General features: G+C 64.3%; 26 protein-coding genes. 20 read left to right on the top strand and 6 right to left on the bottom strand.

The genetic code is table 11. The features are described 5' to 3' along the window. Positions 1-56 precede the first annotated feature (56 nt). Entirely contained in the window at positions 57-308 is a 252-nt protein-coding gene (locus tag AC1Z32_RS27970) for a GlsB/YeaQ/YmgE family stress response membrane protein (protein WP_483482090.1), read from the bottom strand. Between the two features lie 206 nt (positions 309-514). On the opposite strand from AC1Z32_RS27970, the gene AC1Z32_RS27975 reads away from it, so the two are divergent. Next, entirely contained in the window at positions 515-1,012 is a 498-nt protein-coding gene (locus tag AC1Z32_RS27975) for a hypothetical protein (protein WP_483482091.1), read from the top strand. 88 nt (positions 1,013-1,100) lie between these two features. Here the strand turns inward: AC1Z32_RS27975 and AC1Z32_RS27980 are convergent, their stop codons facing one another. After that, positions 1,101-2,915 carry an OmpA family protein gene (locus tag AC1Z32_RS27980; protein ID WP_483482092.1) on the bottom strand — a complete coding sequence of 605 codons (1,815 nt, stop codon included), beginning with the start codon at positions 2,913-2,915 and terminating at the stop codon, positions 1,101-1,103. Positions 2,916-3,052: 137 nt separating this feature from the next. Next, positions 3,053-3,289: a hypothetical protein gene (locus AC1Z32_RS27985; protein WP_483482093.1), complete on the bottom strand. Its 237-nt coding sequence runs from the start codon at positions 3,287-3,289 to the stop codon at positions 3,053-3,055. Positions 3,290-3,431: 142 nt separating this feature from the next. On the opposite strand from AC1Z32_RS27985, the gene AC1Z32_RS27990 reads away from it, so the two are divergent. Further along, on the top strand, positions 3,432-3,728 hold the full coding sequence (locus tag AC1Z32_RS27990) for a YciI-like protein (protein ID WP_483482094.1): 297 nt from the start codon (positions 3,432-3,434) through the stop codon (positions 3,726-3,728). Positions 3,729-3,741: 13 nt separating this feature from the next. On the opposite strand, the gene AC1Z32_RS27995 is transcribed toward AC1Z32_RS27990, so the two are convergent. Together AC1Z32_RS27995 and AC1Z32_RS28000 are read right to left on the bottom strand one after the other, a co-directional pair. Continuing rightward, entirely contained in the window at positions 3,742-4,734 is a 993-nt protein-coding gene (locus AC1Z32_RS27995) for a LysR family transcriptional regulator (protein WP_483482095.1), read from the bottom strand. A gap of 187 nt (positions 4,735-4,921) precedes the next feature. Beyond that, complete coding sequence (locus tag AC1Z32_RS28000) at positions 4,922-6,187, bottom strand: mechanosensitive ion channel family protein (RefSeq protein ID WP_483482096.1); 1,266 nt, start codon at positions 6,185-6,187, stop codon at positions 4,922-4,924. 201 nt (positions 6,188-6,388) lie between these two features. On the opposite strand from AC1Z32_RS28000, the gene AC1Z32_RS28005 reads away from it, so the two are divergent. The 17 genes from AC1Z32_RS28005 (at position 6,389) to AC1Z32_RS28085 (ending at position 22,721) form a co-directional block, all read left to right on the top strand. Next, a complete protein-coding gene (locus AC1Z32_RS28005) occupies positions 6,389-7,363 on the top strand; it encodes a MurR/RpiR family transcriptional regulator (protein WP_483482097.1) in 975 nt (324 codons plus the stop codon). Continuing rightward, on the top strand, positions 7,360-8,325 hold the full coding sequence (locus AC1Z32_RS28010) for an isoaspartyl peptidase/L-asparaginase family protein (protein ID WP_483482098.1): 966 nt from the start codon (positions 7,360-7,362) through the stop codon (positions 8,323-8,325). Before AC1Z32_RS28005 ends, AC1Z32_RS28010 begins: the two co-directional genes overlap by 4 nt. Then, entirely contained in the window at positions 8,322-10,214 is a 1,893-nt protein-coding gene (locus tag AC1Z32_RS28015; protein WP_483482099.1) for a dipeptide ABC transporter ATP-binding protein, read from the top strand. Before AC1Z32_RS28010 ends, AC1Z32_RS28015 begins: the two co-directional genes overlap by 4 nt. Positions 10,215-10,247: 33 nt before the next feature. Further along, entirely contained in the window at positions 10,248-11,798 is a 1,551-nt protein-coding gene (gene gsiB, locus AC1Z32_RS28020) for a glutathione ABC transporter substrate-binding protein GsiB (RefSeq protein WP_483482100.1), read from the top strand. Between the two features lie 49 nt (positions 11,799-11,847). Next, positions 11,848-12,768, top strand: coding sequence for a glutathione ABC transporter permease GsiC (gene gsiC / locus AC1Z32_RS28025; protein WP_483482101.1), 921 nt, complete (start codon positions 11,848-11,850; stop codon positions 12,766-12,768). Positions 12,769-12,775: 7 nt separating this feature from the next. Next, complete coding sequence (gene gsiD, locus AC1Z32_RS28030) at positions 12,776-13,681, top strand: glutathione ABC transporter permease GsiD (protein ID WP_483482102.1); 906 nt, start codon at positions 12,776-12,778, stop codon at positions 13,679-13,681. Further along, on the top strand, positions 13,678-14,703 hold the full coding sequence (locus AC1Z32_RS28035; protein WP_483482103.1) for a DmpA family aminopeptidase: 1,026 nt from the start codon (positions 13,678-13,680) through the stop codon (positions 14,701-14,703). The genes gsiD and AC1Z32_RS28035 overlap by 4 nt, the downstream gene beginning before the upstream one ends. After that, positions 14,700-15,524 (top strand): M55 family metallopeptidase, encoded by an 825-nt coding sequence (locus AC1Z32_RS28040; protein WP_483482104.1) that lies wholly within the window; start codon positions 14,700-14,702, stop codon positions 15,522-15,524. The genes AC1Z32_RS28035 and AC1Z32_RS28040 overlap by 4 nt, the downstream gene beginning before the upstream one ends. Before the next feature lie 74 nt (positions 15,525-15,598). After that, complete coding sequence (locus AC1Z32_RS28045; RefSeq protein WP_483482105.1) at positions 15,599-15,832, top strand: hypothetical protein; 234 nt, start codon at positions 15,599-15,601, stop codon at positions 15,830-15,832. Positions 15,833-15,865: 33 nt separating this feature from the next. Next, entirely contained in the window at positions 15,866-16,243 is a 378-nt protein-coding gene (gene crcB, locus AC1Z32_RS28050) for a fluoride efflux transporter CrcB (protein WP_483482106.1), read from the top strand. 155 nt (positions 16,244-16,398) lie between these two features. Continuing rightward, positions 16,399-16,875, top strand: coding sequence for a GNAT family N-acetyltransferase (locus tag AC1Z32_RS28055; RefSeq protein WP_483482107.1), 477 nt, complete (start codon positions 16,399-16,401; stop codon positions 16,873-16,875). Positions 16,876-17,003: 128 nt separating this feature from the next. Beyond that, on the top strand, positions 17,004-18,533 hold the full coding sequence (gene hutH, locus AC1Z32_RS28060) for a histidine ammonia-lyase (RefSeq protein ID WP_483482108.1): 1,530 nt from the start codon (positions 17,004-17,006) through the stop codon (positions 18,531-18,533). Beyond that, on the top strand, positions 18,530-19,225 hold the full coding sequence (gene hutC, locus AC1Z32_RS28065; RefSeq protein WP_483482109.1) for a histidine utilization repressor: 696 nt from the start codon (positions 18,530-18,532) through the stop codon (positions 19,223-19,225). Before hutH ends, hutC begins: the two co-directional genes overlap by 4 nt. Positions 19,226-19,230: 5 nt before the next feature. Continuing rightward, entirely contained in the window at positions 19,231-19,800 is a 570-nt protein-coding gene (locus tag AC1Z32_RS28070; protein ID WP_483483332.1) for a HutD/Ves family protein, read from the top strand. A gap of 58 nt (positions 19,801-19,858) precedes the next feature. Further along, complete coding sequence (locus tag AC1Z32_RS28075) at positions 19,859-21,250, top strand: formimidoylglutamate deiminase (RefSeq protein ID WP_483482110.1); 1,392 nt, start codon at positions 19,859-19,861, stop codon at positions 21,248-21,250. A 9-nt stretch (positions 21,251-21,259) separates the two neighbouring features. Next, positions 21,260-22,063 carry an N-formylglutamate deformylase gene (gene hutG / locus AC1Z32_RS28080; RefSeq protein WP_483482111.1) on the top strand — a complete coding sequence of 268 codons (804 nt, stop codon included), beginning with the start codon at positions 21,260-21,262 and terminating at the stop codon, positions 22,061-22,063. Positions 22,064-22,397: 334 nt separating this feature from the next. Further along, positions 22,398-22,721 carry a DUF4148 domain-containing protein gene (locus tag AC1Z32_RS28085; protein WP_483483333.1) on the top strand — a complete coding sequence of 108 codons (324 nt, stop codon included), beginning with the start codon at positions 22,398-22,400 and terminating at the stop codon, positions 22,719-22,721. Positions 22,722-22,902: 181 nt separating this feature from the next. On the opposite strand, the gene AC1Z32_RS28090 is transcribed toward AC1Z32_RS28085, so the two are convergent. After that, positions 22,903-23,610 (bottom strand): TetR/AcrR family transcriptional regulator, encoded by a 708-nt coding sequence (locus AC1Z32_RS28090; RefSeq protein ID WP_483482112.1) that lies wholly within the window; start codon positions 23,608-23,610, stop codon positions 22,903-22,905. A gap of 376 nt (positions 23,611-23,986) precedes the next feature. Here AC1Z32_RS28090 and AC1Z32_RS28095 point away from each other — a divergent pair, with 376 nt between their 5' ends. Then, positions 23,987-25,267, top strand: a complete 1,281-nt coding sequence (locus tag AC1Z32_RS28095; RefSeq protein ID WP_483482113.1) for a Zn-dependent hydrolase — start codon at positions 23,987-23,989, stop codon at positions 25,265-25,267. Positions 25,268-25,349: the final 82 nt, after the last annotated feature.

Below are 25,349 nucleotides of genomic sequence, written 5' to 3' on the forward strand. Positions count from 1 at the left end.
GACGCCTCGTCCGAAACCGGACGAGGCGTTGTGCCCAAAAGAGAAACGGCGACGCGCTACGTGCGCTTGCGGATCATTCCCCAGACGACGAGCAGGACGATCGCGCCTATCACCGAGGCGATCCATCCGGCCGGCTGTCCCGGCTGATACCAGCCGAGCGCGCGGCCGACGTAACCCGCGATCAGCGATCCGGCGATGCCGAGCACGATGGTCATGATCCAGCCCATGTTGTCGTCGCCCGGCTTGATGGCACGCGCGATGAGACCGACGACGAGTCCGACGATCAAAGTACCGATGAATGCAAGCATGCGGTTGCTCCTTGACTGAGTTTTACTGCTTCTTGGCTGCGTTTCTGATGGCTTCCGGATGGTCCCGGTACATTCAAAGTAGCACGGCGCAATGCATTTGGGTATGACACTGGCCGTTCGGCCAATCCGTCAAGCACGAACAATGCCGCGTGCATGCATCAAGGTAGAATTCGTCGCATTGCCTACTGCTTGCGCATTGCCACGATATGACCGATTCCGAATTCCCCTCCACCGACGACGCGATCCACGAAGACCGCCTCTGGCGCGACGACGGCTGGACCGCGCGCGTGATCAAGAACGAGGACGACGACGGCTGGGCCGTCGAAATGATCCAGACGGGTGAAGCGGAGCCCGCACTCGTCGGCCCGTGGACGATGGGCCGTGACAAGAAGAACCCGAAGCCGCTCGATGCGGCGGCGTTCCGCACGCTGGTCAAGACGGCGTCTGAAGTGTTGCGCCGGCACGAGCAGCAGCGTCATGCAATGTTGAACAAGAACGTCACCATTAACGTGCATGGCGAGGACGTTACCGTCACGCTGGAGATCGTTCCCGATGAGGACGATCCCTACGCCAATCTCAAAGCCTTCGATGCGTATGGCGCGCAGCTCGCGCATGTGCGTGTGTCGCCCGCGTTCAAGCTGAGCAAGGCGAACGCGGAGCGCTGGGCCGAGAATGATTTCGTCAAGCCGGGTTCGAATGGCTGAGCCGCGCGGAAAGCGCGTGCGCAAATGAAAACGCCGTCGCGTTTGGGCGCGACGGCGTTGTAACGAATATTGAACGTCGATCAGGCGTTCAGCCCTTCTTGACGACGAATGCAATGCGGCGATTGGCGAAACGTCCGCTCGCGGTTTCGTTGTCCGCGACCGGGTTGGCGTCGCCGTAACCCGCGGCGGTGAGCGTCTGCTGCGGTACGCCGTTGCGCACCAGGAACGCACGGACCGCCTGGGCGCGTTCTTTCGACACTTCCAGCTTCGCCGCCGCGGCGCCTTGCGAATCCGAATAGCCGGTGATTTCGAGATTGACCATCGAGCCCTTGGCCGCGCAGCTCTTGAGCAGTTGCGCCGTCTCGCCGAGCGTGCCGTTCGCGCTTTCAGGGATCTGCGCGCTCGAGCGCGCGAAATTGACGACCTGAAGGTCAAGCACTCGCGTCAGCTTCGCGCCGGAGCAGGGCGTGTCCGTGGCGAGCAGGCTCTTCATCGCGCTGCGAAACGATTGCGCCGCGCTCGCGACGGCGCCGTCCACGTCGAATGCCGCGACCTGGTACATGCCGCCGAGCGCACCTTTCAGGCGATCCGACCATCCGAGCTTCGCGTTCGCGGCCGTGCCGCTCAGTTCCACCCGGGAGCCGCTGATCTTGGCTTCCGCGCCGGGCACGGCCATGAGCGGGAAGAAGTCGTTCAGGCGAGAAAGCCACGTCGAAGGGCGCGTTTCCGGAACGACGGCAATGTCCGCGCCATAGGCTTTGCCGAAGCGGGCCGACAATGCGTCGAGCAGATGCTTCTTTTCGGCTTCGGTGCCGACCGTCGCTTCGATCGACGGAACCCCCGAAGCATTGACGTTGAACAGCAACTGCGCGTCTTTCCAGTCGGCACGCGCGGCGGCTGGCGCGGAGGCGGCCGGAGCAGGGGCCGCATCGATGGCCTGCGTAGTCGCGGTGGCGGACGCGGCCAGCGGCGCGTCGTTGCTGGACTGCGTGGCCGATGACGCTGCAAGGGAAGCCGGTGCCGCCACGTTCTCGACGGGCTGCGGGGCCGGCGCGGCGCTCAGGTCGACGCTTGCGCTGTGCGTGAAGCCGCGATAGTAGACGAACGCGAGGATCGCGGCCAACACGAGAAACAGCAGCCAGATCCAGTTGTTCGAGCGCTTCGGCGCGGGCTTGCGCAACGGTGCGCGCATGGGGGGCGGCGAGGGCGGCGCGGAAGGCGCGGGTTTGACGACCGGTGCGCTTTCCGGCACAGGCATTGCGGCGGGCGCGGCTGTTACCGCGACATCGCCGTCATGACGCTGGGCCAGGCTCGACGCGACCGTGTCGAGCCGTGGCGTGATGCAGCTGGTGAAGCCTTCGGTGTTGCCGACGCCGATGGCCGCCGCGACCGCATTCGACATCGACGTGTTGATCTCGCCGACCTGATCGCGCAGCAGCCTGGGCAAATGCGGAAGGTTCCACTGAGCGAGCAGGAAGTGCCGCTTCATGATGCCGAAAAGCACGGCGGCGACGATGCCCGCGAGCGCCGATGTAGCTTGCGTCGGAACGCCGGTTTCGGCCGATACCGCGTCGGTCAGCGCATCGACACGCTGGCCTGTGGCGAGCGCGGCGAGCATGTGGCCGTTGGCTTCGAGCTGCTTGAGGCCGCCGGTCGTCGCGATCAGCTTCGAGAACTGATCGACGATATGCGCATTGGTTTCCGGCTGCATGATGACCGCGTGCACCGACTGCGCGCCGGGAATGAGCGTCGTGCGGTCCATCAGCGACGCGACGAGCCCGGGCGCGAGGCGCGCCGCTAGTTGCCGGACGATGGGACCGGGAATGCCGAACTGTTGCGACAGCTGCTCCGCGATGCTTTCCGAGATCGCGGAATTGACCGCCTGGACCAGATTGATGCTCATCGACTTTCTTTTCCTTTCTACATGAACGCTTAACGTAAGCGCAAGAGTGCAGCGCATTCTATCTGGACAGTTATCCTAAAAAGATGCGTGCAAACTTCTTTACGAAAACGCTGCTTCGATGCGACTCACGGTCACTTTCAGCGTGCGCGCGGGCCCATGTTCGAGAAGAATTTGACGATGCGCTTGCCGGCGGCGCCGAGCCATGACGGGTCCGCGGGCGCGGGCTCCGATTGGTTCACGGAAAGCGCGACGAGCGACAGAAGAGAATGAGAACGGATGAGCGTGCGGTACGATGCATCGAGCGGCGACGTCCACGCGCAGGTGCGGCAATCGTGCTTCGTGCACGTGTTGCAGGGAGGTTGATCGCGGTTCATGGCGGAGTCCTTTACGAATACCCACGCATGATCTTCGATAGGCTATCGTAAGGCGATCAGACGGTTCCGATTGAACTCTTAAGTTCGATCTCGAAAATAGGACAAACTAGCTCGACATTGCTTCAATGAAAAGGAGATGGCGATGCACTACCTGTTGATCTACGAACTCTGTTCGGACTATCTGGAGCGCCGGGCGCAATATCGCGATGCACATCTCGCTCTGGCGTGGGCGGCCGTCGAGCGGGGCGACATCGTGCTCGCGGGCGCGCTCGATGCGCCCACCGATCGCGCGATGCTGCTCTTCCACGGCGACTCGCCCGCCGCCGCCGAAGACTTCGCGAAGAACGATCCGTACGTGACGAACGGGCTGGTGGAACGGTGGGAAGTGCGCAAGTGGAACACGGTCGTGGGCGCGAGCGCGGCCACGCCCGTGCGCTAGCGCGACGCAGGAATTACGCGTCGGCGGTTTCTTCCTCGGGACGATCCCGGCGCGTAGGGCCGCGGCGCCGCGCCGAGCGATAAAGGCTCGTGAGCGTATCGTCGATCTGCTGCGAGCGCTCGAAAAGCGCCGCGAGCCAGTCGACGAACACCGACACGCGCGGCGTCGCCTGGCGGCTCTTCAGGAAAGCCACCGACACCTTGAGCGGCGGCGATTTCCATTGCGGCAGCACTTCGCGCAATTGTCCCGAGCGCAGAAATGGCTGCGCCGCGATGCGCAGCGGCTGGATCAGCCCGAGCCCTTCGACGCCGCACGCCAGGTACGCGTGCTCGTCGGCGACCTGCACGAAGCCGCGCATCTTCATCGTGAACGGTTCGCCGTCGACATCGAAATCGAAGTCGGCGGGGCGTCCGCTCTTCTCCGAGAGACAGTTCACCGCCACGTGCTGCGCGAGCTCATCGAGCGACTGCGGCATGCCGTGCTTTTCCAGATACGCGGGGCTCGCGCACGTCACCTGTTCGAGCATGCCGAGGCGGCGCGCGATCAGTCCCGAATCGGGCAATTCGCCGAGCTGCACGCTGCAATCGACACCTTCGCCGACGAGATCGACATTGCGGTTGCCGATGCCGATCGACAGCTCGATCTGCGGATAGCGCGCGTGAAACTCCGGCAGCGCGGGCACGACGATCGACGTCGCGACGGTATCCGGCATCTCCACGCGCAAGCGTCCGCGCAGGCGCTCCTCGCCCGCGCCGAAACCTGATTCGAGCTCGTCGATATCGGCGAGGATCTGCGCGCAGCGTTCGTAGTAGGCGGCGCCGTCGACGGTGAGATTCAGGCGCCGCGTCGTGCGTGCGAGCAGTTGCACGCCGACGAGCGCTTCGAGTTGTTGCACGGTCGTCGAAACACTCGCGCGCGGCATGCCGAGCGACTCGGCCGCACGCGTGAAACTGTTCGTATCGACGACACGCGTAAAGACACGCATGGCATGGACGCGATCGATCACGTTGAGTTTTCCTTTTATGACGATTGAATGGCGATGCGCCAGAAAAAACGAACCCGCCGCGGCTGGGAAGCTGCGGAAAAAAGGCGCATCGGCGATGGTTAGATCGTACGGACGGGAAGCGTCAACGTGAATACACAAAACTGGCGGATTCTTGCCTGATTCTTTTTGTCGGCGCGAATCCGGCAAGTCACAGCGTCGGCATTTCGCCGCGCAGACGGCCTGCGAAACCGGTCATGTCGGCGCCCGAAGGTGATTGATAGAGCCGCAATCCCATCTCCGGAAGTATCGACAGCAGATGATCGAAGACATCGCCCTGAATGCGCTCATATTGCGTCCACGCGGTCGTCGCCGTGAAGCAATAGACCTCGATCGGAATGCCCTGCGATTCCGGCTCCATCATGCGCACCATGATGGCCATGTCCTGGCGAATCTCCGGATGGCGTTGCAAATACGCGAGCCCGTACGCGCGAAACGTGCCGATATTCGTGAGCCGGCGCCGGTTCGCGGGCTCGTTCGCGAGTTCGCCGAGATTGCGGTTCGCCTGCTCGACTTCCGTCTGCTTGTGCTCCAGATAATCGTGCAGCAGGCGAAAGCGCTTCAGGCGCGCGGTTTCCTCTTCGGTGAGAAAGCGCACGCATTGGGCGTCGATGCGCAAGGTGCGCTTGATGCGCCGCCCGCCCGATTCGAACATGTGCCGATAGTTGCGGTAGCTCTCCGAAAAAAGCTTGTAAGTGGGCACCGTGGTCACGGTGTTGTCCCAGTTCTGCACCTTGACGGTATGCAGCGCGATGTCCTTCACGAAGCCATCGGCGGCGGCTTGCGGCATTTCGATCCAGTCGCCGATGCGCAGCATGTCGTTCGACGTCAACTGCGTGCTCGCGACGAGCGACAGCAACGTGTCCTTGAACACGAGCAGCAGCACGGCGGAGAGCGCGCCGAGACCGGAGAGCATCCAGAGCGGCGAGCGGTCGATCAATATCGACAGCACGAGCACGCCGCACACGAGCGCGAGCGCCAGCTTGCCGATCTGGATATAGCCCTTGATCGAGCGTGTCTGCGCTTCCTTGCTTTCCGCATAGACATCCTGCCACGCGGAAAGCGCGCTGCCCGCGGCGAGAAACACGCAGATCCACGCGCCGCCGTGCGCGACGCGACCGATGACCGCGGCCCAGTGTCCGACGCGCGGCACGTCGTCGATGCCGAGGGCGACCGTCGCGAACGGCACCGCGTACCAGAGCCGGTGATAGGCGCGATGTTCGCTGAACGCGCGATCCCACTTCTGATGCCCGGCGAGCACGAGCAGGCGATGCGCGACATAGAGCACGATGCGCGCGACCACCCATTGCACGAAGAGCGCGATCAGCGCGAGCGCGGCGAGGCCCGCGGCCACCTGCGCCCAAGGATGAGCGGCGAGTTGCTGCGGCAGTGGATCTGGAAGGAAGTCGAAATTCATACGGTTCGGTCGGGACTGAAAGCGCGTTCGTTCCGGCGGCGCTGTGCGCCCAGTATTGTGCATGATCGTGCACGTTCGACGCACGGGACGCGCGCGCCTTATCGAAAACCCGAGTTCGATGAAAATGAATTTTTTTTGGGCGGGATTTCGAGTAAATATAGTTTCATCGCGTTTCATCGCAATAAGAGGGCAGTGCATTCCATGTCCCGTTCGCTATCGGTTCGCGCGCCTCTGAGCGCCGACGATCTGATCTCCGTGCGCATCGCCGCGGCCATGCCGACGCTCACGCCCATCCATCGGCGCATGGGCGCGTTCGTGCTGGCGAATCTGTTCCGTTCGGCGACGATGCGCATCGACGAGCTGGCGGGCGCGGTGGGCGCATCGGTGGCGACGGCGAACCGTTTTGCGCGCGCGCTCGGCTTCTCCGGCTATCCGGCGTTTCGCGAGGCGCTCGTGCGCGGTTTCGAGGCGACCATCGCGCCGGTGGAGCGTTTGCGCACCGCGCTCGAATCGCCCGCGAGCGGCGCCGAAGTCTTCGATGCATCGCTCGCGCAGGCGGCAGCCAATCTGCGGCTCGCGCAGACATCCGTCGATGGCGCGAAGGCCGAGGCGATCGTCGACATGGTCCTCGCCGCGCCGCGCGTCTTCGTGGTCGGCTACGGCGCGAGCGCGTTTCTCGCCGGGCTCATGGAGCACGGGCTCACGCCGTATTGCGCGAACGTGCAGTCGCTCGCGCTGATGGGCGGACCGTCGCACGCGGCGCGGCGGCTTTTCACGGCGTCGCGCGGCGATGTGCTCATCGCGATCGCGTTTCCGCGCTATGTCGACGACACCATCACGCTGGCGCGGCTCGCGCGCGACCACGGCCTGCGCGTCGTCGCGCTCACGGACAGCGCCGCGTCGCCGCTCGCGCAAGTCGCGGACCTCGTGCTCGCGATCCGCGCCGAGCGCAGGCTCGCGGCGAATTGCGATACCGCGGTGCTCGCCGTCATCGAAGCGCTCTGCGATGCGGTCGCGCATCGGGCGAAGCGTTCCGTCGAGGCGGCATCGGGCCTGACCGAATTCGTGTTGCCGTGGCTCGTCGCGCCATCGATTCCAAACGATGCGCGACCGGTTCAGCCAACCCGCCGCACGGCCGCCAAACGACACACTCACACGGAGTCACGCGAGTCATGAACGCCAGACCAGTCATTGCGATCCACGGCGGCGCGGGCACGATCCTGCGAAGCGCGATGAACACCGAAACGGAAGCGGGCTATCACGCGGCGCTCACGGACATCCTGCGCGCGGGCGAACGCATCCTGGCCAATGGCGGCAGCGCGCTCGACGCGGTGACCGAAGCCGTGCGCCTGCTCGAAGACTGTCCGCTCTTCAACGCGGGCCACGGCGCGGTGTTCACGGCGGCGGGCACGCACGAGCTCGATGCCTCCGTGATGGACGGCGCGACGCTCGAAGCCGGCGCGATCAGTTGCGTGACGCGCGTGAAGAATCCCGTGCTCGCCGCGCGCCGCGTGCTCGACGTGAGCGATCATGTGATGTTCACGGCGGCGGGCGCGGAAGCGTTCGCTCAGGCGCAGGGGCTCGAATTCGTCGAGCCGTCGTACTTCTACACGGAGGCGCGCTATCAGCAATGGCTGAAGGCGCGCGGCACATCGGGCACGATGCTCGATCACGATGCAATGACGAAGTTCGCCTTCGAAAACGATCCCATCGATCCGGACAGGAAGTTCGGCACGGTCGGCGCGGTTGCGCTCGATGCGGCAGGCCATCTCGCCGCGGCGACATCGACGGGCGGCATCACCAACAAGCAGGCGGGCCGCGTCGGCGATGCGCCTTTGATCGGCGCGGGCTGCTATGCGAACGACGCGACCTGCGCCGTGTCGACCACCGGCACCGGCGAGATGTTCATCCGCATGCTTGCGGCGTACGACGTATCGGCGCAGATGGAGTATCGCGGCGTCTCGCTGGAAGAAGCATCGAACGATGTCGTGATGGAGAAGCTGCCGCGCATCGAAGGACGCGGCGGTCTCGTCGCCGTCGATGCGAAGGGCAACGTCGTGCTGCCGTTCAACACGGAAGGCATGTATCGCGGCTTCGCGCGCGTGGGCGAAGCGCCCGTCACGGCGATCTACCGATGATGACCTTGCCCGATACACGCGTCATCGACGTGCGCGATTTGTCGGTCTCGTTCCGCTCGCGCTCGCGCACGGTCGAAGCCGTGCGCAACATCTCGTTCACCGTGGATCGCGGCGAAACGCTCGCGATCGTCGGCGAATCGGGCTCGGGCAAGTCGGTGACGTCGCTCGCGCTGATGCGTCTCGTCGAGCATGGCGGCGGGCGGATCGTGTCGGGAAGCATCGCGTTTCGCCGGCGCAACGGTCAAATGCTCGATCTCGCGAAAGCATCGTCGGCGACGATGCGCGGCGTGCGTGGCGCCGACATCGCGATGATCTTCCAGGAGCCGATGACATCGCTCAATCCGGTCTTCACGGTCGGCGACCAGATCGCGGAAGCCATCGCGTTGCACCAGGGCAAGAGCCATTCGGAGGCGCGGGTCGAAGCGTTGCATCTGCTCGATCTCGTGCGCATTCCCGAATCGAAGCGCGTGTTCGCGCGCTATCCGCATCAGTTGTCGGGCGGCATGCGCCAGCGCGTGATGATCGCGATGGCGCTTTCGTGCAAGCCCGCGCTGCTGATCGCCGACGAGCCGACCACCGCGCTCGACGTCACGATTCAGGCGCAAATTCTGCAACTCGTGCGCGGCCTGCAGGACGAGATGAACATGGGCGTGATCTTCATCACGCACGACATGGGCGTGGTCGCGGAAGTCGCGGATCGCGTGCTCGTGATGTATCGCGGCGAGAAAGTGGAGGAAGCGCCATCGGACGCGCTGTTTCATGCGCCGAAGCACGCTTACACGAAGGCGCTGCTCGCCGCGGTGCCGACGCTCGGCGCGATGCGCGGCACCGACCGTCCCGCGAAATTCCCCATTCTCGAAGTGGAGCCGGCCGAGGTCGCGCCGGACGATGCGAGCGCGCTGCGTCCATCGGAAGCGGTGGAAAAGGAGCAGCAGCCCGCCGTCGATGAATCCATGAAGCCGATCCTGCGCGTGCGCGATCTCGTCACGCGCTTTCCTGTGAAGAGCGGGCTGTTCGGCCGCACGACGGCGGCGGTGCATGCGGTCGAGCGCGTGAGCTTCGACCTGCGCCCGGGCGAAACGCTCGCGCTCGTCGGCGAATCGGGCTGTGGCAAGTCGACGACGGGACGTTCGCTGCTGAGGCTCGTCGAGAGCCAGAGCGGCTCCATCGAATTCGACGGGCGCGACATCAGCAAGCTCGAAGGCCACGAACTGCAGACGCTGCGGCGCAATATCCAGTTCATCTTTCAGGACCCGTTCGCGTCGCTCAATCCGCGTCTGACGGTCGGCTTCTCCGTGATGGAGCCGCTGCTCGTGCATGGTGTCGCGAGCGGCAAAGAAGCACAGGCGCGCGTCGACTGGCTGCTGGAAAAAGTCGGCTTGCCGCCGGAAGCCGCGCAGCGATATCCGCATGAATTCTCGGGCGGTCAAAGACAGCGCATCGCGATTGCGCGCGCGCTCGCGTTGAACCCGAAAGTCGTGATCGCCGACGAATCCGTCTCCGCGCTCGATGTCTCCGTGCGCGCGCAGATCGTCAATCTGATGCTCGATCTCCAGCGCGAGCTCGGCGTCGCGTATCTGTTCATTTCGCATGACATGGCGGTGGTGGAGCGCGTGAGTCATCGCGTGGCGGTGATGTATCTCGGGCAGATCGTCGAGATCGGGCCGCGCGCGGCCGTGTTCGACGCGCCGCGTCATCCGTACACGCGCAAGCTGATGAGCGCGGTGCCCGTCGCCGATCCGTCGCGCCGGCACGCGAAGCGCATGCTCGCCGCCGACGAGATTCCAAGCCCGATCCGCAAGCTCGGCGATGAACCCATCGTCGCGAAACTCGTAGCCGTAGGACCAGACCATTACGTTGCCGAGCATCACGTAGGCGGCGCGTACTGATAACACCATGACGTCAAGCCAAGGAGTCCAACGATGCCGTCCTTCAAACTGCGCTCGATTCTCGCCGCAAGCGCATTCGCCGCGCTGACCTCGCTCGCACCGGTTGCCGCGCATGCGCAAAGCACCGTCGTGATGGCGGTCGCCTCGACCTTCACGACGATGGATCCTTACGACGCCAACGACACGCTCTCGCAGGCGGTCGCGAAGTCGTTCTACGAGGGCCTGTTCGGCTTCGACAAGGACATGAAGATCCGCAACGTGCTCGCGACGAGCTACGAAGCGAGCGCGGATGCGAAGGTCTACACGATCCATCTGCGCCGTGACGTGAAGTTCCAGGACGGCACCGACTTCAACGCGGAGGCCGTGAAGGCCGTGTTCGACCGCGTCACCAATCCGGACAACAAGCTGAAGCGCTACAACCTCTTCAACAAGATCGAGAAGACCGAAGTCATCGATCCGTACACGGTGAAGATCACGCTGAAGATTCCGTTCTCGGCCTTCATCAACGTGCTCGCGCATCCGTCGGCGGTGATGATCTCGCCGACCGCGCTGAAGAAGTACGGCAAGGAAATCGCGTTTCATCCGGTCGGCACGGGTCCGTTCGAATTCGTCGAATGGAAGCAGACCGACGACATGAAGGTGAAGAAGTTCGCGGGCTACTGGCAGAAGGGCTTGCCGAAGGTCGACATGATCGACTGGAAGCCGGTGGTCGATAACAACACGCGCGCCGCGCTGATGCAGACGGGCGAAGCGGACTTCGCGTTCTCGATTCCGTTCGAGCAGGCCGCTACGCTCAAGTCGAGCCCGAAGGTCGATCTGATCGCGGCGCCCTCGATCATCCAGCGTTACGTCAGCATGAATACGCTGCAGAAGCCCTTCGACAATCCGAAGGTGCGCGAGGCGATGAACTACGCGATCAACAAGGAAGCGCTGGTAAAGGTCGCATTCGCGGGTTACGCGGTGCCTTCCGAAGGCGTCGTGCCGCCGGGCGTCGACTATGCGACGCCGAAGCTCGGGCCGTGGAAATACGATCCCGCGAAGGCGCGCGAGCTGCTGAAGGAAGCGGGCTATCCGAACGGCTTCGAAACCGTGCTGTGGTCGGGCTATAACCATACGACCGCGCAGAAGATCATCCAGTTCGTGCAGCAGCAGCTTTCGCAAGTGGGCGTGAAGGCATCGGTCGAGGCGCTCGAAGCCGGGCAGCGCGTGCAGCGCATCGAGAGCGCGCCCGATCCGAAGACGGCGCCGGTGCGCATGCTGTACATCGGCTGGTCGTCGTCGACGGGCGAGGCGGACTGGGCGATCTCGCCGCTCTTGAGCGGCGGTTCTTTCCCGCCGAAGCTCTTCAACACCGCGTACTACAAGAACGATCAGGTCGATGAGGACCTGCAGAAGGCGCTCGCCACGACGGATCGCAGCGAGAAGGCGAAGCTCTACACCGATGCGCAAAAACGCATCTGGGCCGATGCGCCGTGGATTTTCCTCGTCACGGAAAAGGTCGTGTACGCGCGCAGCAAGCGTCTGTCGGGCGCGTACGTGATGCCTGACGGCTCGTTCAGCTTCGACGAGATCGCGGTCAAGTGATGGACGCCTGCCGGGCCCGCGCGGCCCGGCTTCATTCGAGTTTCACACGATGCTCAACTTCATCGCCAAACGCCTGCTGGGCCTTTTGCCGACGCTTTTCATCGTCGCGGTGCTCGTGTTCTTCTTCGTGCACATGCTGCCGGGCGATCCCGCGCGTCTCGCCGCGGGGGCGGAAGCCGACGAAGCGACGGTCGCGCTCGTGCGCGCCGATCTCGGCCTCGACAAGCCGCTGCCGCAGCAGCTCGTCAACTTCTTCGGCAAGGTCGTGCACTTCGACTTCGGCATGTCGACGCGCAGCAAGCGGCCTGTCTCGACGGAAATCGCCGAGCGCTTCATGCCCACGCTGTGGCTCACGCTCGCGAGCATGGCGTGGGCGGTGGTCTTCGGCATGGCGATCGGCATCGTGTCGGCGGTGTGGCGCAACCGCTGGCCGGATCGATTGGGCATGACGCTCGCCGTGTCGGGCATTTCGTTTCCGGCCTTCGCGCTCGGCATGCTGCTCATGGAAATCTTCTCGGTGAAGCTCGGCTGGCTGCCTATCGTCGATGACGGTACGTGGAAGGCCTACGTGCTGCCGTCGATCACGCTGGGCGCGGCGGTCGCGGCGGTGATGGCGCGCTTCACGCGCGCGTCCTTCGTCGAAGTGCTCGGCGAGGACTTCGTGCGCACCGCGCGCGCGAAGGGCGTGCACGAGCCGATGGTGATTGTGAAGCACTGCCTGCGCAACGCGATGATTCCCGTCGTCACGATGATGGGCCTGCAATTCGGCTTTCTGCTCGGCGGCTCGATCGTCGTGGAGAAGGTGTTCAACTGGCCGGGCCTCGGGCGCCTGCTCGTCGATGCGGTCGAGATGCGCGACTACCCTGTGATTCAGGCCGAAGTGCTGTTGTTCTCGCTCGAGTTCATTGTGATCAATCTGATCGTGGACGTGCTGTACGCGATCATCAATCCGACTATCCGTTTCAAGTGAGGACCGCATGAGCGTGAGCGCCGGCAATGCCAAGGTCGCCGCTGCCACGGCAGCAGGGCACGAAGTCCGCACGCCGTGGACGGAGTTCTGGCGTAAGTTCAAGCAGCAGCACGTCGCGATGATCGCGGCCGTTTTCGTGTTGCTGCTGGTCGTGATCGCGATCATCGCGCCGTATATCGCGCCTTACGATCCGGAGAATTATTTCGATTACGACGCGCTCAATGCGGGCCCGTCCGCCGCGCACTGGTTCGGCGTGGATTCACTGGGACGCGACATATTGAGCCGCATACTCGTGGGCAGCCGCATTTCGTTGACGGCCGGGTTGCTCTCGGTTGTGCTCGGCGCGGTCATCGGCACGTTCTTCGGCCTGCTCGCGGGCTATTACGAAGGCTGGTGGGACCGCATCGTGATGCGCATCGCGGACGTGCTGTTCGCGTTTCCCGGCATTCTGCTCGCGATCGGCGTCGTCGCGATTCTCGGCAACGGCATGGTGAACGTGGTGTGCGCGGTCGCGATCTTCAGCATTCCCGCGTTCGCGCGTCTCGTGCGCGGCAATACGCTCGCGCTGAAGCATCTCACGTATATCGAGGCGGCGCGAAGCATCGGCGCGTCGGACTGGACGATACTCGCGCGGCACATCCTGCCCGGCACGATTTCGTCGGTGGTCGTGTACTTCACGATGCGTATAGGCACGTCGATCATCACGGCCGCGAGCCTTTCGTTCCTCGGCCTCGGCGCGCAGCCGCCGACGCCCGAGTGGGGCGCGATGCTCAATGAAGCTCGCGCCGACATGGCAATGGCGCCGCACGTCGCGATCTTCCCGAGCCTCGCGATCTTCTTCACGGTGCTCGCGTTCAATCTGCTCGGCGACGGCTTGCGCGACGCGCTCGATCCGAAGCTCGACCGGCCATGATGCGGGCGCCGCATATCGGTGTGCTCGAAGCGGGCGCGCGCGGCACGATCGCCGATGTCGCGGGCGTGACGGTCGGGCATTGCACGCTCGCTCAGGGCGCGGTGCAAACCGGCGTCACCGTGGTTCGTCCGCACGGCGGCGACGTGTATCGCAGCAAGGTGCCGGCCGCGGCATGCGTCATCAATGGCTTCGGCAAGAGCATCGGGCTCGTGCAAGTGGAAGAGCTCGGCCTGCTCGAAACGCCGATCGCGCTGACCAACACGTTCGGCGTCGGCACGGTGGCGAATGCGCAGATTCGCGCAGCCATCGGGGCGAATCCGCGCATCGGTCGTGAGGAGCCGAGCGTGAATCCGCTCGTGTTCGAATGCAATGACGGCTATCTCAACGACATGCAGGCGCTCGCCGTCGATGAAGCGCACTACGCGAGCGCGCTCGATGCATGCCGCGAGGACTTCGGGCGCGGCGCGGTGGGCGCGGGGCGCGGCATGTCGTGCTTCGAGCTGAAGGGCGGCATCGGGTCGGCGTCGCGCATCACGCGCATCGGCGGGCATGTCTTTACGACGGGCGCGCTCGTGCTCGCCAATTTCGGTCGCCTGGCGCAACTGACCATCGGCGGCGATCCGGTAGGCCGTACGCTGCACGCCGCGAGCGATGCACTTCAGACGCCCGAGCAAGGTTCCATCATCATGCTGCTCGCAACCGACGCGCCGCTCGATGCGCGTCAATTGCGCCGTCTCGCGACGCGCGCCGCCGCTGGCCTCGCGCGCACCGGCTCGGTCTATGGCCACGGCAGCGGCGATATCGCGCTGGCCTTCACCACCGCCTACACCGTGCCGCACGATGCGGACTTCATCGCACTGCCGCCGCTCGTCGGCGACGCGCGGCTCGATCCGCTGTTTCAGGCCGCCGCCGACAGCGTCGAACAGGCGGTCCTCGATGCGCTCTTCAGCGCGGAAAAGGTTGCCGGACGCGACGGTCATCGGCGCATCTCGCTCAACGACGCATTGAAGCAACGACCATGAAAGTGCTGATCTCAGTGGATATCGAAGGCATCGCGGGTGTATTTCATCCCGAGCAGACGCGCGCCGGCAATGCCGAATATGAGCAGGCGCGCCGCTGGATGACGCGCGAAGCCGACGCCGCCGCGCAGGGCGCATTCGAAGGCGGCGCGTCGCAGGTCTGGATCAACGATTCGCACGGCGGCTTTCGCAATCTCATGCCCGATCTGCTCGATCAGCGCGCGCGCCTCGTGCTCGGCAAGCCGCGCACGCTCGGCATGATGGCCGGGCTGGAAGCATCGCCGGAAGTGGTGTTCATGATCGGCTATCACGCGCGCGCGCAAAGCCGCGGCATTCTCGCGCATACGATCAACAGCGCCGCATTCGCGCGCGTCATGCTCGACGGCGAGGAAGTCGGCGAAGCCGGTCTCTACGGCAGGCTCGCCGAAGAGCACGGCGCGCGCGTCGCGCTACTGACCGGCGACGATGTATTCGGCGCCGAGACGCTGCCCGCGTTTCCCGGCGCGCGCTTTCTGTGCGTGAAGACCGCGCACGGCTATTCGAGCGGCGTCACCGAAACGCCCGCCGCCGCATGCGAGGCCATCTGGCTCGCCGCGCGCGAAACGATCGAGGCGGCGGCATCGTCGGACCGCGCGCATCGTGCGCCCTTCGCCGATCATCGTTGCGAACTGCGCGTGCAAACGACCGCGTTCGCCGATCTCTTCTGCCAATGGCCGGCGCTCGAGCGTATCGATGCCGTGACGCTCGCTTTCGATGCACCGTCGGTCGAACACATCGTGCGAATGCTCAATTGCCTTTCGGCAATGTCTTTCATGATACGGTGAGTGTTTGAACCAGGCGCTGTGAGTATCGTTAGAATGGAGCCACTCGCGAGACCGGCTCTGGTCTTGACGTCTTTTTGCAGACGACGCTCATGCACACGGTGAAACTCGAACACAATGACGACGAGGTGCTCGACCCCGCCGATCCGCAACTGGTCATTCGCGGCTCGCTTTTCATCGACGGCCATGACGCCGGCTGCTGGGAAGAACGGCGCGACGGCACCTGGGCGGCGCACGTCCGGCACAAGCAGGGCTGGATCGTCGAGGCGAGCCGCGGCGCGTTGATCGACCGGCTCGCCCGCGAGGCATAACGTAGTTAATTTCGAACCGATTTCGCACAACTCATGTATCTGTCGATCATCGCCGTGGGACTCGGCGGCGGGCTGGGGTCGCTGCTCAGATGGGTTCTCGGCTTGCGTCTGAATGCCATTTTTCCGAATCTTCCGCTCGGCACGTTTGCGGCGAACGTGATCGCCGGCTACATCATCGGCGTGGCGGTCGCCTTCTTCGCGCGCTATCCGGATCTCTCGGTGGAATGGCGGCTCTTCATCATCACCGGGCTGATGGGCGGGCTCTCCACGTTTTCCACGTTCTCGGCCGAAGTCGTCGCGCATTTGCAGCAGGGGCGGCTCGGCTGGGCGCTCGCCGAAATCGCCATCCACGTGTGCGCGTCGCTGCTCATGACCGCGCTCGGCATCGCCACCGTGGCGGTGGCTTCCTGACCGGTCGCGTCCCGCCATCCGGTTTTCCGCGATTTGAACGTTTGCGTGCCTCCGCTTCCAGATCATTCCCCGCACAATTTTTCCGCGTGTTCCACGCTCGACCCTCGCTGCCTCGGCAGCGGTTTTTTCTATTTGACAGCAACGAAGGTGATGAAATGCCAGGGCTTCCGCTCATCGAAGTCAGACCATACAAAGCGAGCGATCTCGACGGTGTGATCGATTTGTTCCAACGCGCCGTTCGCGAAACGGCCTCGGCCGATTACAACGCAGCGCAGATCGAAGCCTGGGCCCAAGCCGACCGCGACGAATGGGAACTCGCGCGCGCGAGCCGCCCGACGTGGGTGGGGCTCGTCGACGGCGAGCTCGCGGGCTTCGCGGATATGGAGAAGAACGGCCTCATCGACATGATGTTCGTCGATCCGCTGCATCAGCGCAAAAGCGTGGCGACGTCGCTGCTCGCGCGCATCGAAGCGGAAGCCGACGAGGCCGGCATCACCACGCTGCATACCTACTCGAGCGTCACCGGGCGGCCGTTCTTCGAATATTGCGGATTCACAATGCTGCTGGCGCGCGCCGTGATCGTGCGCGAGCAGCGCTTCGTCCAGTTCGTGATGGAGAAAGTATTGTTGTAACTGTCAAATCTGTATAGACAAGATACGCCGTATTAGCCGGGATACCCTAGTGATATCCCGGATATCCCCTTGTTTCGTCCTGTCTGCGCGTTTAGACTTGAGTCTAACTTGTATAGACAGGACGAATCATGATCAAGCTCACGCCCGGAAAACTGACTCTGCCGCAACTGCGCCGCATCGCGCGAGGCTCCGATTCGCTGGAACTCGATCCGGCGAGCTTCGCGGCGATAGACGCTAGCGCGCGCGCCGTCGCCGCCATCGCCGCGAAGGGCGACCCGGCCTACGGCATCAACACGGGCTTCGGGCGGCTCGCCAATACGCACATCCCGGCCGATCAGCTGGAACTGCTGCAGAAGAATCTCGTGCTGTCGCACGCGGTGGGCGTCGGCGAGCCGATGTCGCGTCCGGTCGTGCGGCTCCTGATGGCGCTCAAGCTGTCGAGCCTCGGGCGCGGTCATTCGGGCATCCGCCGCGAAGTCATCGACGCGCTCATTACGCTTTTCAACGCCGATGTCCTCCCGATCATCCCGGTGAAGGGCTCGGTCGGCGCATCGGGCGATCTCGCGCCGCTCGCGCATATGTCGACGGTGCTGCTCGGCATCGGCGAAGTCACGATTCGCGGCGAACGCGCCAGCGCGCTCGACGGCCTCACGGTCGCGGGCCTGAAGCCGCTCACGCTGCAGGCGAAGGAAGGCCTCGCGCTGCTGAACGGCACGCAGGCGTCGGCGGCGCTCGCGCTCTACAACCTCTTCGCGATCGAGGATCTGTTCCGCACAGGGCTCGTCGCGGGTGCGCTGTCCGTCGATGCCGCCGCGGGCTCGGTCGTCCCCTTCGATGCGCGCATTCATGAGCTTCGCGGCCATCGCGGGCAGATGGAGGCGGCCGCGGCTTATCGCACGCTGCTGAAGGGCTCGGGCATCAACCTTTCGCACGCGGACTGTGAAAAGGTGCAGGACCCGTACAGCCTGCGCTGCCAGCCGCAGGTGATGGGCGCGTGCCTCGACCAGATGCGCCACGCGGCCGAGGTGCTGCTGATCGAATCGAACGCCGTCTCCGACAATCCGCTGATTTTCCCCGACACGGGCGAGGTGCTCTCGGGCGGCAACTTCCACGCGGAGCCGGTCGCGTTCGCCGCCGACAACCTCGCGCTCGCCGCCGCGGAAATCGGCGCGCTCGCGGAACGCCGCATCGCGCTTCTGATCGACGCGACGCTCTCCGGCCTGCCGCCTTTTCTCGTGCGCGACGGCGGCGTCAACTCGGGCTTCATGATCGCGCATGTGACGGCGGCCGCGCTCGCATCGGAGAACAAGACGCTCGCGCATCCGGCATCGGTCGATTCGCTGCCGACATCCGCGAACCAGGAAGACCACGTTTCGATGGCGACTTTTGCCGCGCGCAAGCTCGGCGACATCGCCAGCAACACGGCCAATATTCTCGCGATCGAACTGCTCGCGGCGGCGCAGGGCGTCGATCTGCGCGCGCCGCATCAGACGAGCGCGCCGCTCGCCGAAGTCATGAAGACGCTGCGCGCGCACGTGCCGCACTACGATCTCGACCGCTATTTCGCGCCGGACATTGCCGCAATTGCGACGCTCGTGCAGGAAGGCGCGATTGCGCGGCACAGCCCGTTCTCGTTCGCGTCGGAAGAGCCTGTATGAGCACGCCTGCGTATCAGGAGATCAAGGACTACATTCTCCAGCGCATTCACATCGGCGAGTGGAAGGAGGGCGATCAGGTGCCCTCCGAGAACGAGCTCGCGCGCGAGTTCAAGGTCGCGCGCATGACCGTGAACCGCGCGCTGCGCGAACTGACCTCGGAGCAGGTGCTCACGCGCGTGCAGGGCGCGGGCACCTTCGTCGCGCAGCCGAAATACGCCTCCACGCTCGTCGAGATTCGCAGCATTTCCGATGAAATCGTCGCGCGCGGTCATGCTTATCGCGCGGATGTGCTGCATCTGGGCGCGTCGATCGTCGATGAAGCGCTCGCCGCCGAGATGCATCTCACCGTCGGCAGCCCGGTGTTTCATTCGCGCGTGCTGCACTTCGAGAACGACGAGCCGGTGCAGATGGAAGAGCGCTACGTGAATCCCGCGCTCGCGCCGGAATACGCGCGGCAGGATTTCACGACGATCACGCCGAATCAATATCTGATGGCCGCCGCGCCGCTGCAGCGCGTCGAGTACCGGATCGAGGCGTCTGTGCCGTCGGCGGAAATTGGTCACGCGCTCGCGATGAAGGAGCACGAGCCGTGTCTGCTGCTGCATCGGCGCACGTGGTCGCGGGATGCGGTGGCCTCGGTCGCGAATCTCTGGCATCCGGGCGACCGCTATCAATTCACCGGACATTTCTGACCGTGATGATCATTCGCGCCGCTTCGCTCACGCCCAGGCCGTGGAAGAACGGTGGCGGCGTCACGCGCGAGATCGCGGCGGGGCCGCCGGATGCGTCGCTCGATGCGTTCGCGTGGCGTCTGTCGCTCGCGGACGTGGCTTCGGATGGCGCGTTCTCCACCTTCGCGGGCGTCGATCGCGTGCTCGTTTTGCTCGACGGCGCCGGCATGCGTCTGACGGAAGCGGATGGCCGCGTGCATGGGCTCGACGCGCCGCTCGCGATCGCGCGCTTCGCCGGCGAGACGCCGATCCAAGCAGCGCTGCTCGACGGCCCGACGCGCGACTTCAACGTGATGGTGCGCCGCGATCGCGCACGCGCGGCGGTGAGCGTCTGGCGCGGTTCATGCACGATCACGCCTGAACACGATCTGACGTTCATCTTCTGCGCGCGCGGAAGGCTCGACATCAAGGCCGCCGATGGCACGCGCCATACGCTCGAAACAGGCGACACGCTGCGCTTCGAGCGCGCGGCCGAACTGGAATGCGAGGCCGCGGATGATACGTCGTGGCTGCGGATCGGTATCGATATGTTGTAAAGACGGCGGACGGCTCACGAGTAGCCGCGCATCGACATAAAAAGGGAGACACACACACATGAACGCTGCGAATCGGGCATTCTTCGCGGACCACGCGCGCCTCGCCGACGGCTGGCGCCAGGACGTGCTCATCGAATGGAACGACGACGGCGCGCTCGTGCGCGTCACGCCGGACAGCGCGGCGCCCGATGGCGTCGAGCGGGCGAAGGGGCCGGTCGTGCCCGGCATGCCGAACCTGCACTCGCACGCGTTCCAGCGCGCGATGGCCGGTCTCACCGAATATCGCGCGAGCGTCGCCGATACGTTCTGGAGCTGGCGCGATCTCATGTATCGCTTCGCCGCGCAGATCGGGCCGGAATCGCTCGCGGATATCGCGCACTGGCTCTATATCGAGATGCTGAAGGCGGGCTACACGTCCGTATGCGAGTTCCATTACGTGCATCACACGCCCGATGGCACGCCCTACGCGAACCGCGCGGAACTCGCCGAACGCGTCGTCGATGCGGCCGGGCGCGCGGGCATCGGCATCACGATGCTGCCGGTGCTGTACGAATACAGCGGCTTCAACAAGGGCGCGCCGCGCGAGGATCAGCGCCGCTTTCTGAACACGCCCGACACGCTGCTCACGCTCATCGACACGCTCGCTCGCGCGCGGCCCGAGAACGGTGCGCGTCGTTACGGCGTCGCGCCGCATTCGCTGCGTGCCGTGTCCGGTGAATCGCTCGCGGCGGTGCTCGAAGGGCTCGATGCGCACTTCGGCCACGCGCCGGTGCACATCCACGTGGCGGAGCAGGTCGCCGAAGTGGAGGCGTGCGTCGCGGCAACGGGGCATCGGCCGGTCGAATGGCTGCTCGAACGTTTCAATGTCGACGAACGCTGGTGCCTCGTGCATGCGACGCACATCGACGCGAACGAATGCGCGCGCCTTGCGGCGAGCGGCGCGGTCGCGGGGCTGTGCCTCACGACCGAGGCGAATCTCGGCGACGGCGTGTTTCCGTCGCACGACTATCTCGATGCGGGCGGACGCATCGGTATCGGCTCGGATAGTCACGTCGGCGTGGACTGGCGCTCGGAGTTGCGCCTGCTCGAATACGGCCAGCGCCTGTGCCGGCGTCAGCGCAACGTGCTCGCATCGCCGACGCAGAGCCGTCCCGCCGACCGACTTTTCGACGCCGCGCTCGACGGCGGCGCGCACGCGACCGGACGGCCCGTCGGCGCGCTCGCGCCGGGCCTGCGCGCCGACTGGCTCGTGCTCGACGACGCGCATCCGGGCATCGGCGGCCATGCGCGCGAGACGTGGCTCTCGAGCGCGGTGTTTTGCGAACACGGCGAGTCGCCGATCCGCGATGTCTTCGTTTCCGGCCGCAAGGTGGTCGATGCGCGCCGTCATGCGCAGGAAGACGAAGCGCTCGCGCGTTATCGCGCCGCCTTGCGCGGCTTGCTGGGCTGAGGTCATCAAATGAACGAGTCTTCGATTTTCACGCTGGAGCGCGGCAGCGCGCCGCTCCTGATCTCGATACCGCACCGGGGCACGCAGATTCCCTGCGCGCTCGCCGACGAGATGACGCCCATCGCAAAACGCACCGAGGATTGCGACTGGCATCTGGAGCGGCTCTATGCGTTCGCGCGCGAACTGGGCGCGTCGATCCTGACGCCGCAGTACGCGCGCTATGTCATCGACCTGAACCGTCCGCCCGACGATGCGAATCTGTATCCGGGCCGCGATACGACAGGACTCTGTCCGCTCGATACCTTCGACAAGGCGCCGCTCTACAAGCCGGGCCACGAGCCGTCGCGCGAGCAGATCGAGGCGCGGCGCGCGATGTACTGGCAGCCGTATCACGATGCGCTCGCCGGCGAGCTCGACGCGCTGCGGCAGGCCCATGGCCGCGTGTTGCTGTGGGAAGCGCATTCGATCCGCTCGGTCGTGCCGCGCTTTTTCGAAGGACGCCTCGCCGATTTCAACTTCGGCACGGCGGACGGGGCATCGGCGGCGCCGGGGCTCGCCGAGCATCTCGCGGGGATCGTCGAGCGCGACGGGCGCTATTCGACGGTGGCCAACGGACGCTTCAAGGGCGGCTACATCACGCGGCAATACGGGCGGCCCGAGAAAGGCATTCACGCGATTCAGCTCGAGTTGACGCAGGTCAGTTACATGGAAGAATCGGCGCCGTTTACTTACGACGAGGCGAGGGCGAACGCGGTCCAACCGCTGCTGCGCGACTTGGTGACGGCTGCGCTCGCGTATGTCGCTACCGCATAAAAGCTGGCGCGGACATGGCGAATTGCTGGCGATCTCGTAAAGGCGCTTCGCCTTGCAATCGATTACGAATGCTTTCCCGTGCCGAACGCGGCCAAAATTATTTCAATTAAAACAAATGTTTAAGTGATTTGGCGCAGCTTCTTCGAAGCCGCGCCGCGCTTCTCGTCGCGAAACGCATTATTGCGATCCAGACAATTAAGTTTCGTGCAAATCGGGGTTTCCCCTAGGGCGTCGTGCTCCTACACTGTCTTCAAGCGAAACGAAATCAGAAACCACTTAAAAAGCTTCCGATTGAGTTTCGATTTCAAAACAAGACTATTGGAGGTTCATCATGATCAAGGCATTCGTTCCCGCACTCGTCATCGCCACCGCTCTGGCCGCTCCGACTTTCGCATTCGCGCAGGACAACGGTCCGGTGACCCGTGCTCAAGTCCGCGCGGAACTGGTTCAACTGGAAAAGGCCGGCTACAACCCGTCGACCGATCGCGTGAACTATCCGCAAAACATCCAGGCCGCCCAGGCCCGTGTGAACGCCGAGAACGGCGTGTCGGCTTACGGCCCTTCGACGGCCGGCACTTCGCAATCGGGTGTGGCCGCTCCGGCGCCGCGCGCCAACGTGTCGATGTCGGATCGCAACTCGGTTTACTTCGGTCGTTGATCGAAGCTCCCCTCGGAGCTTCGTGACGCAGGGCAGTAGAAGTAGTGAGCAGTAGCGGTTGAAGTTGCAGCAAGCGTCAGAAAGAGCAGTACTTGCGAGAAACGTAGTCGCAGTTGCAGTACGTGGTGAAGCAGTAAGCAGCAAGACGAACGCCGGCCGCTATCAAAGCGGCCGGCGTTTTCTATTGAGCCGCCGGTTTTTCTTCGACGCGCGGCGAAACCGCCCCGCACGCGCGAATCACGAGACGCACGACTTCCTCTGTCTGTTCATCGAAGGCCTTGCGCGTGAGCGCGCGCTTGCCCTTCAGCGCGCGGATCTGCGCATCGAAATCGGCGTAGTGCTGCGTGATGGCCCAGATCATGAACATGAACGTGTCCGGCTCGACCGGCGCGAGCAGGCCGCGCGCGATCCAGCTCTCGATCACGGTCACGCGCGTATCGAGCCATGGTTTCACGCGCTCGTTGAGAATGTCCTGCATGTGATGCGCGCCGTGAATGATCTCGCTCGCCCACACCTTCGATCCGAGCGGCCTTCGTCTCGACAATTCCATCTTCGCGCGCACATAGCCGCCGATCGCTTCCACTGGATCGTCGCTGCATTCGAAGGTATCCGCCGCGCGATGCCAGTCCTCGAACAGATCCTCGAGCACGCGGCGATAGAGCGCGAGCTTCGTCGGAAAGTAGTAATGCAGGTTGGCTTTGGGCAAGCCTGCTCGCTCGGCGATCATCGCCGTGCTCGCGCCTTCCAGTCCTTTTTCCGCGAACACTTCTTCGGCGCATGCGAGCAGTTGCGCTTCGTTGCTCTCGCGGATCTGCGCCTTGCGCCTTCGCAAAGGCGGCGCACTGTCCTCGTTTTCAGTGATGCCCTTCACCGCGTCGTCGTGTCTCATCGTCGAATTCTTCTGTCGTGTGTGCCGCATCGTGCCTCAATCGCGCCGTTCCTGCACGCGGCGCTGCATCGCGACGAAAACGCCATCGAAACCAATGCCCGCCGATGCTGCATTGCAATGGCACGCAAATCGCTTTGTACGCTCCGTGTTTGCTCGCACACGAAAGACGTTGATTTGCTTATTTTAATCGGCTACAACCTGTCCAACCGGACAGGATTTGAAGAGCGCTCGCAACATCGAAGAAGCGTGTCGTTTGCATCATGCATCGCAGAACAGAAATCGTGCACCGCGCGCGTGCAGCATCGCACCGCAAGCGTCCGGCATGCACGAAGCGAAGTCACTCACATACGAAATCCGATCGTAAGGAGCGAGGCGCATGAACGTCGTAACGGATGCAATCAGAGAGGCTGGTCTCGATACGTCCATCAAGGTGAATGGCCAACGCCTGTGGGACAGCCTCATGGCAATGGCGAAAATCGGCGCGACGCCGAAAGGCGGTGTCTGCCGTCTCGCGCTGACCGATCTCGACAAGGAAGGGCGCGATCTCATCGTCAGCTGGGCGAAGGAAGCGGGCTGCACGGTGAGCGTCGATCAGATGGGCAACGTGTTCATGCGCCGCGCGGGCCGCAACCTCGACGCGCTGCCCGTGATGACCGGCTCGCATGCCGATTCCCAGCCGACGGGCGGGCGCTTCGACGGCATCTACGGCGTGCTCGGCGGACTCGAAGTGATCCGCTCGCTGAACGATCGCGGCATCGAGACGGAGCATCCGATCGAAGTCGTCATCTGGACCAACGAGGAAGGCTCGCGCTTCGCGCCGGCGATGGTCGCATCGGGCGTGTTCGCGGGCGTGTTCTCGCTCGATTACGGTCTCTCGCGCAAGGACGTCGACGGCAAGACGATCGGCGAGGAACTGAAGCGCATCGGCTATGCGGGCGATCTGCCGTGCGGCGGCCGCAAGCTGCATGCGGCGTTCGAACTGCACATCGAGCAAGGTCCGATTCTCGAAGCCGAAGATAAAACGATCGGCGTCGTCACCGATGCGCAAGGTCAGCGCTGGTACGAAATCACGTTGACGGGCCAGGAAGCGCATGCAGGCCCCACGCCGATGCCGCGCCGCAAGGACGCCTTGCTCGGCGCATCGCGCGTGGTGGATCTCGTGAACCGCATCGGGCTCGACAATGCGCCGCTCGCCTGCGCGACGGTCGGCATGATGCAGGTGCATCCGAACTCGCGCAACGTCATTCCCGGCCGCGTGTTCTTCACCGTCGATTTCCGTCATCCGGACGATGCCGTGCTCGCGCGCATGGACGCCGCGTTGCGCGCGGGCGTCGAGCGCATCGCGGGCGAGATCGGTTTGCAGACCGAGCTCGAGCAGATCTTCTACTACGAGCCCGTCAGGTTCGATGCCGCGTGCGTGGCGTCCGTGCGCGCCGCGGCGCAGCGCTTCGGCTATTCGCATCGCGACATGGTGTCGGGCGCGGGTCACGATGCCTGCTATCTCGCGCAGGTCGCACCGACGTCGATGGTGTTCGTGCCTTGCGTCGACGGCATCAGCCACAACGAAATCGAAGACGCGACGCAGGAGTGGATCGAGGCGGGCGCGAACGTGCTCCTGCACGCGATGCTGGAGCGCGCGTCGGAACCCGCTTCGTAAGGCTGGCATGTTTCCGCTCGTTTGACACGCACCGTCCGCGCCCCGCACGCGGACGGCGGACCCATCACGTCCCGAAGGACCG

It is taken from the genome of Caballeronia sp. 11_S32, assembly GCF_056930355.1.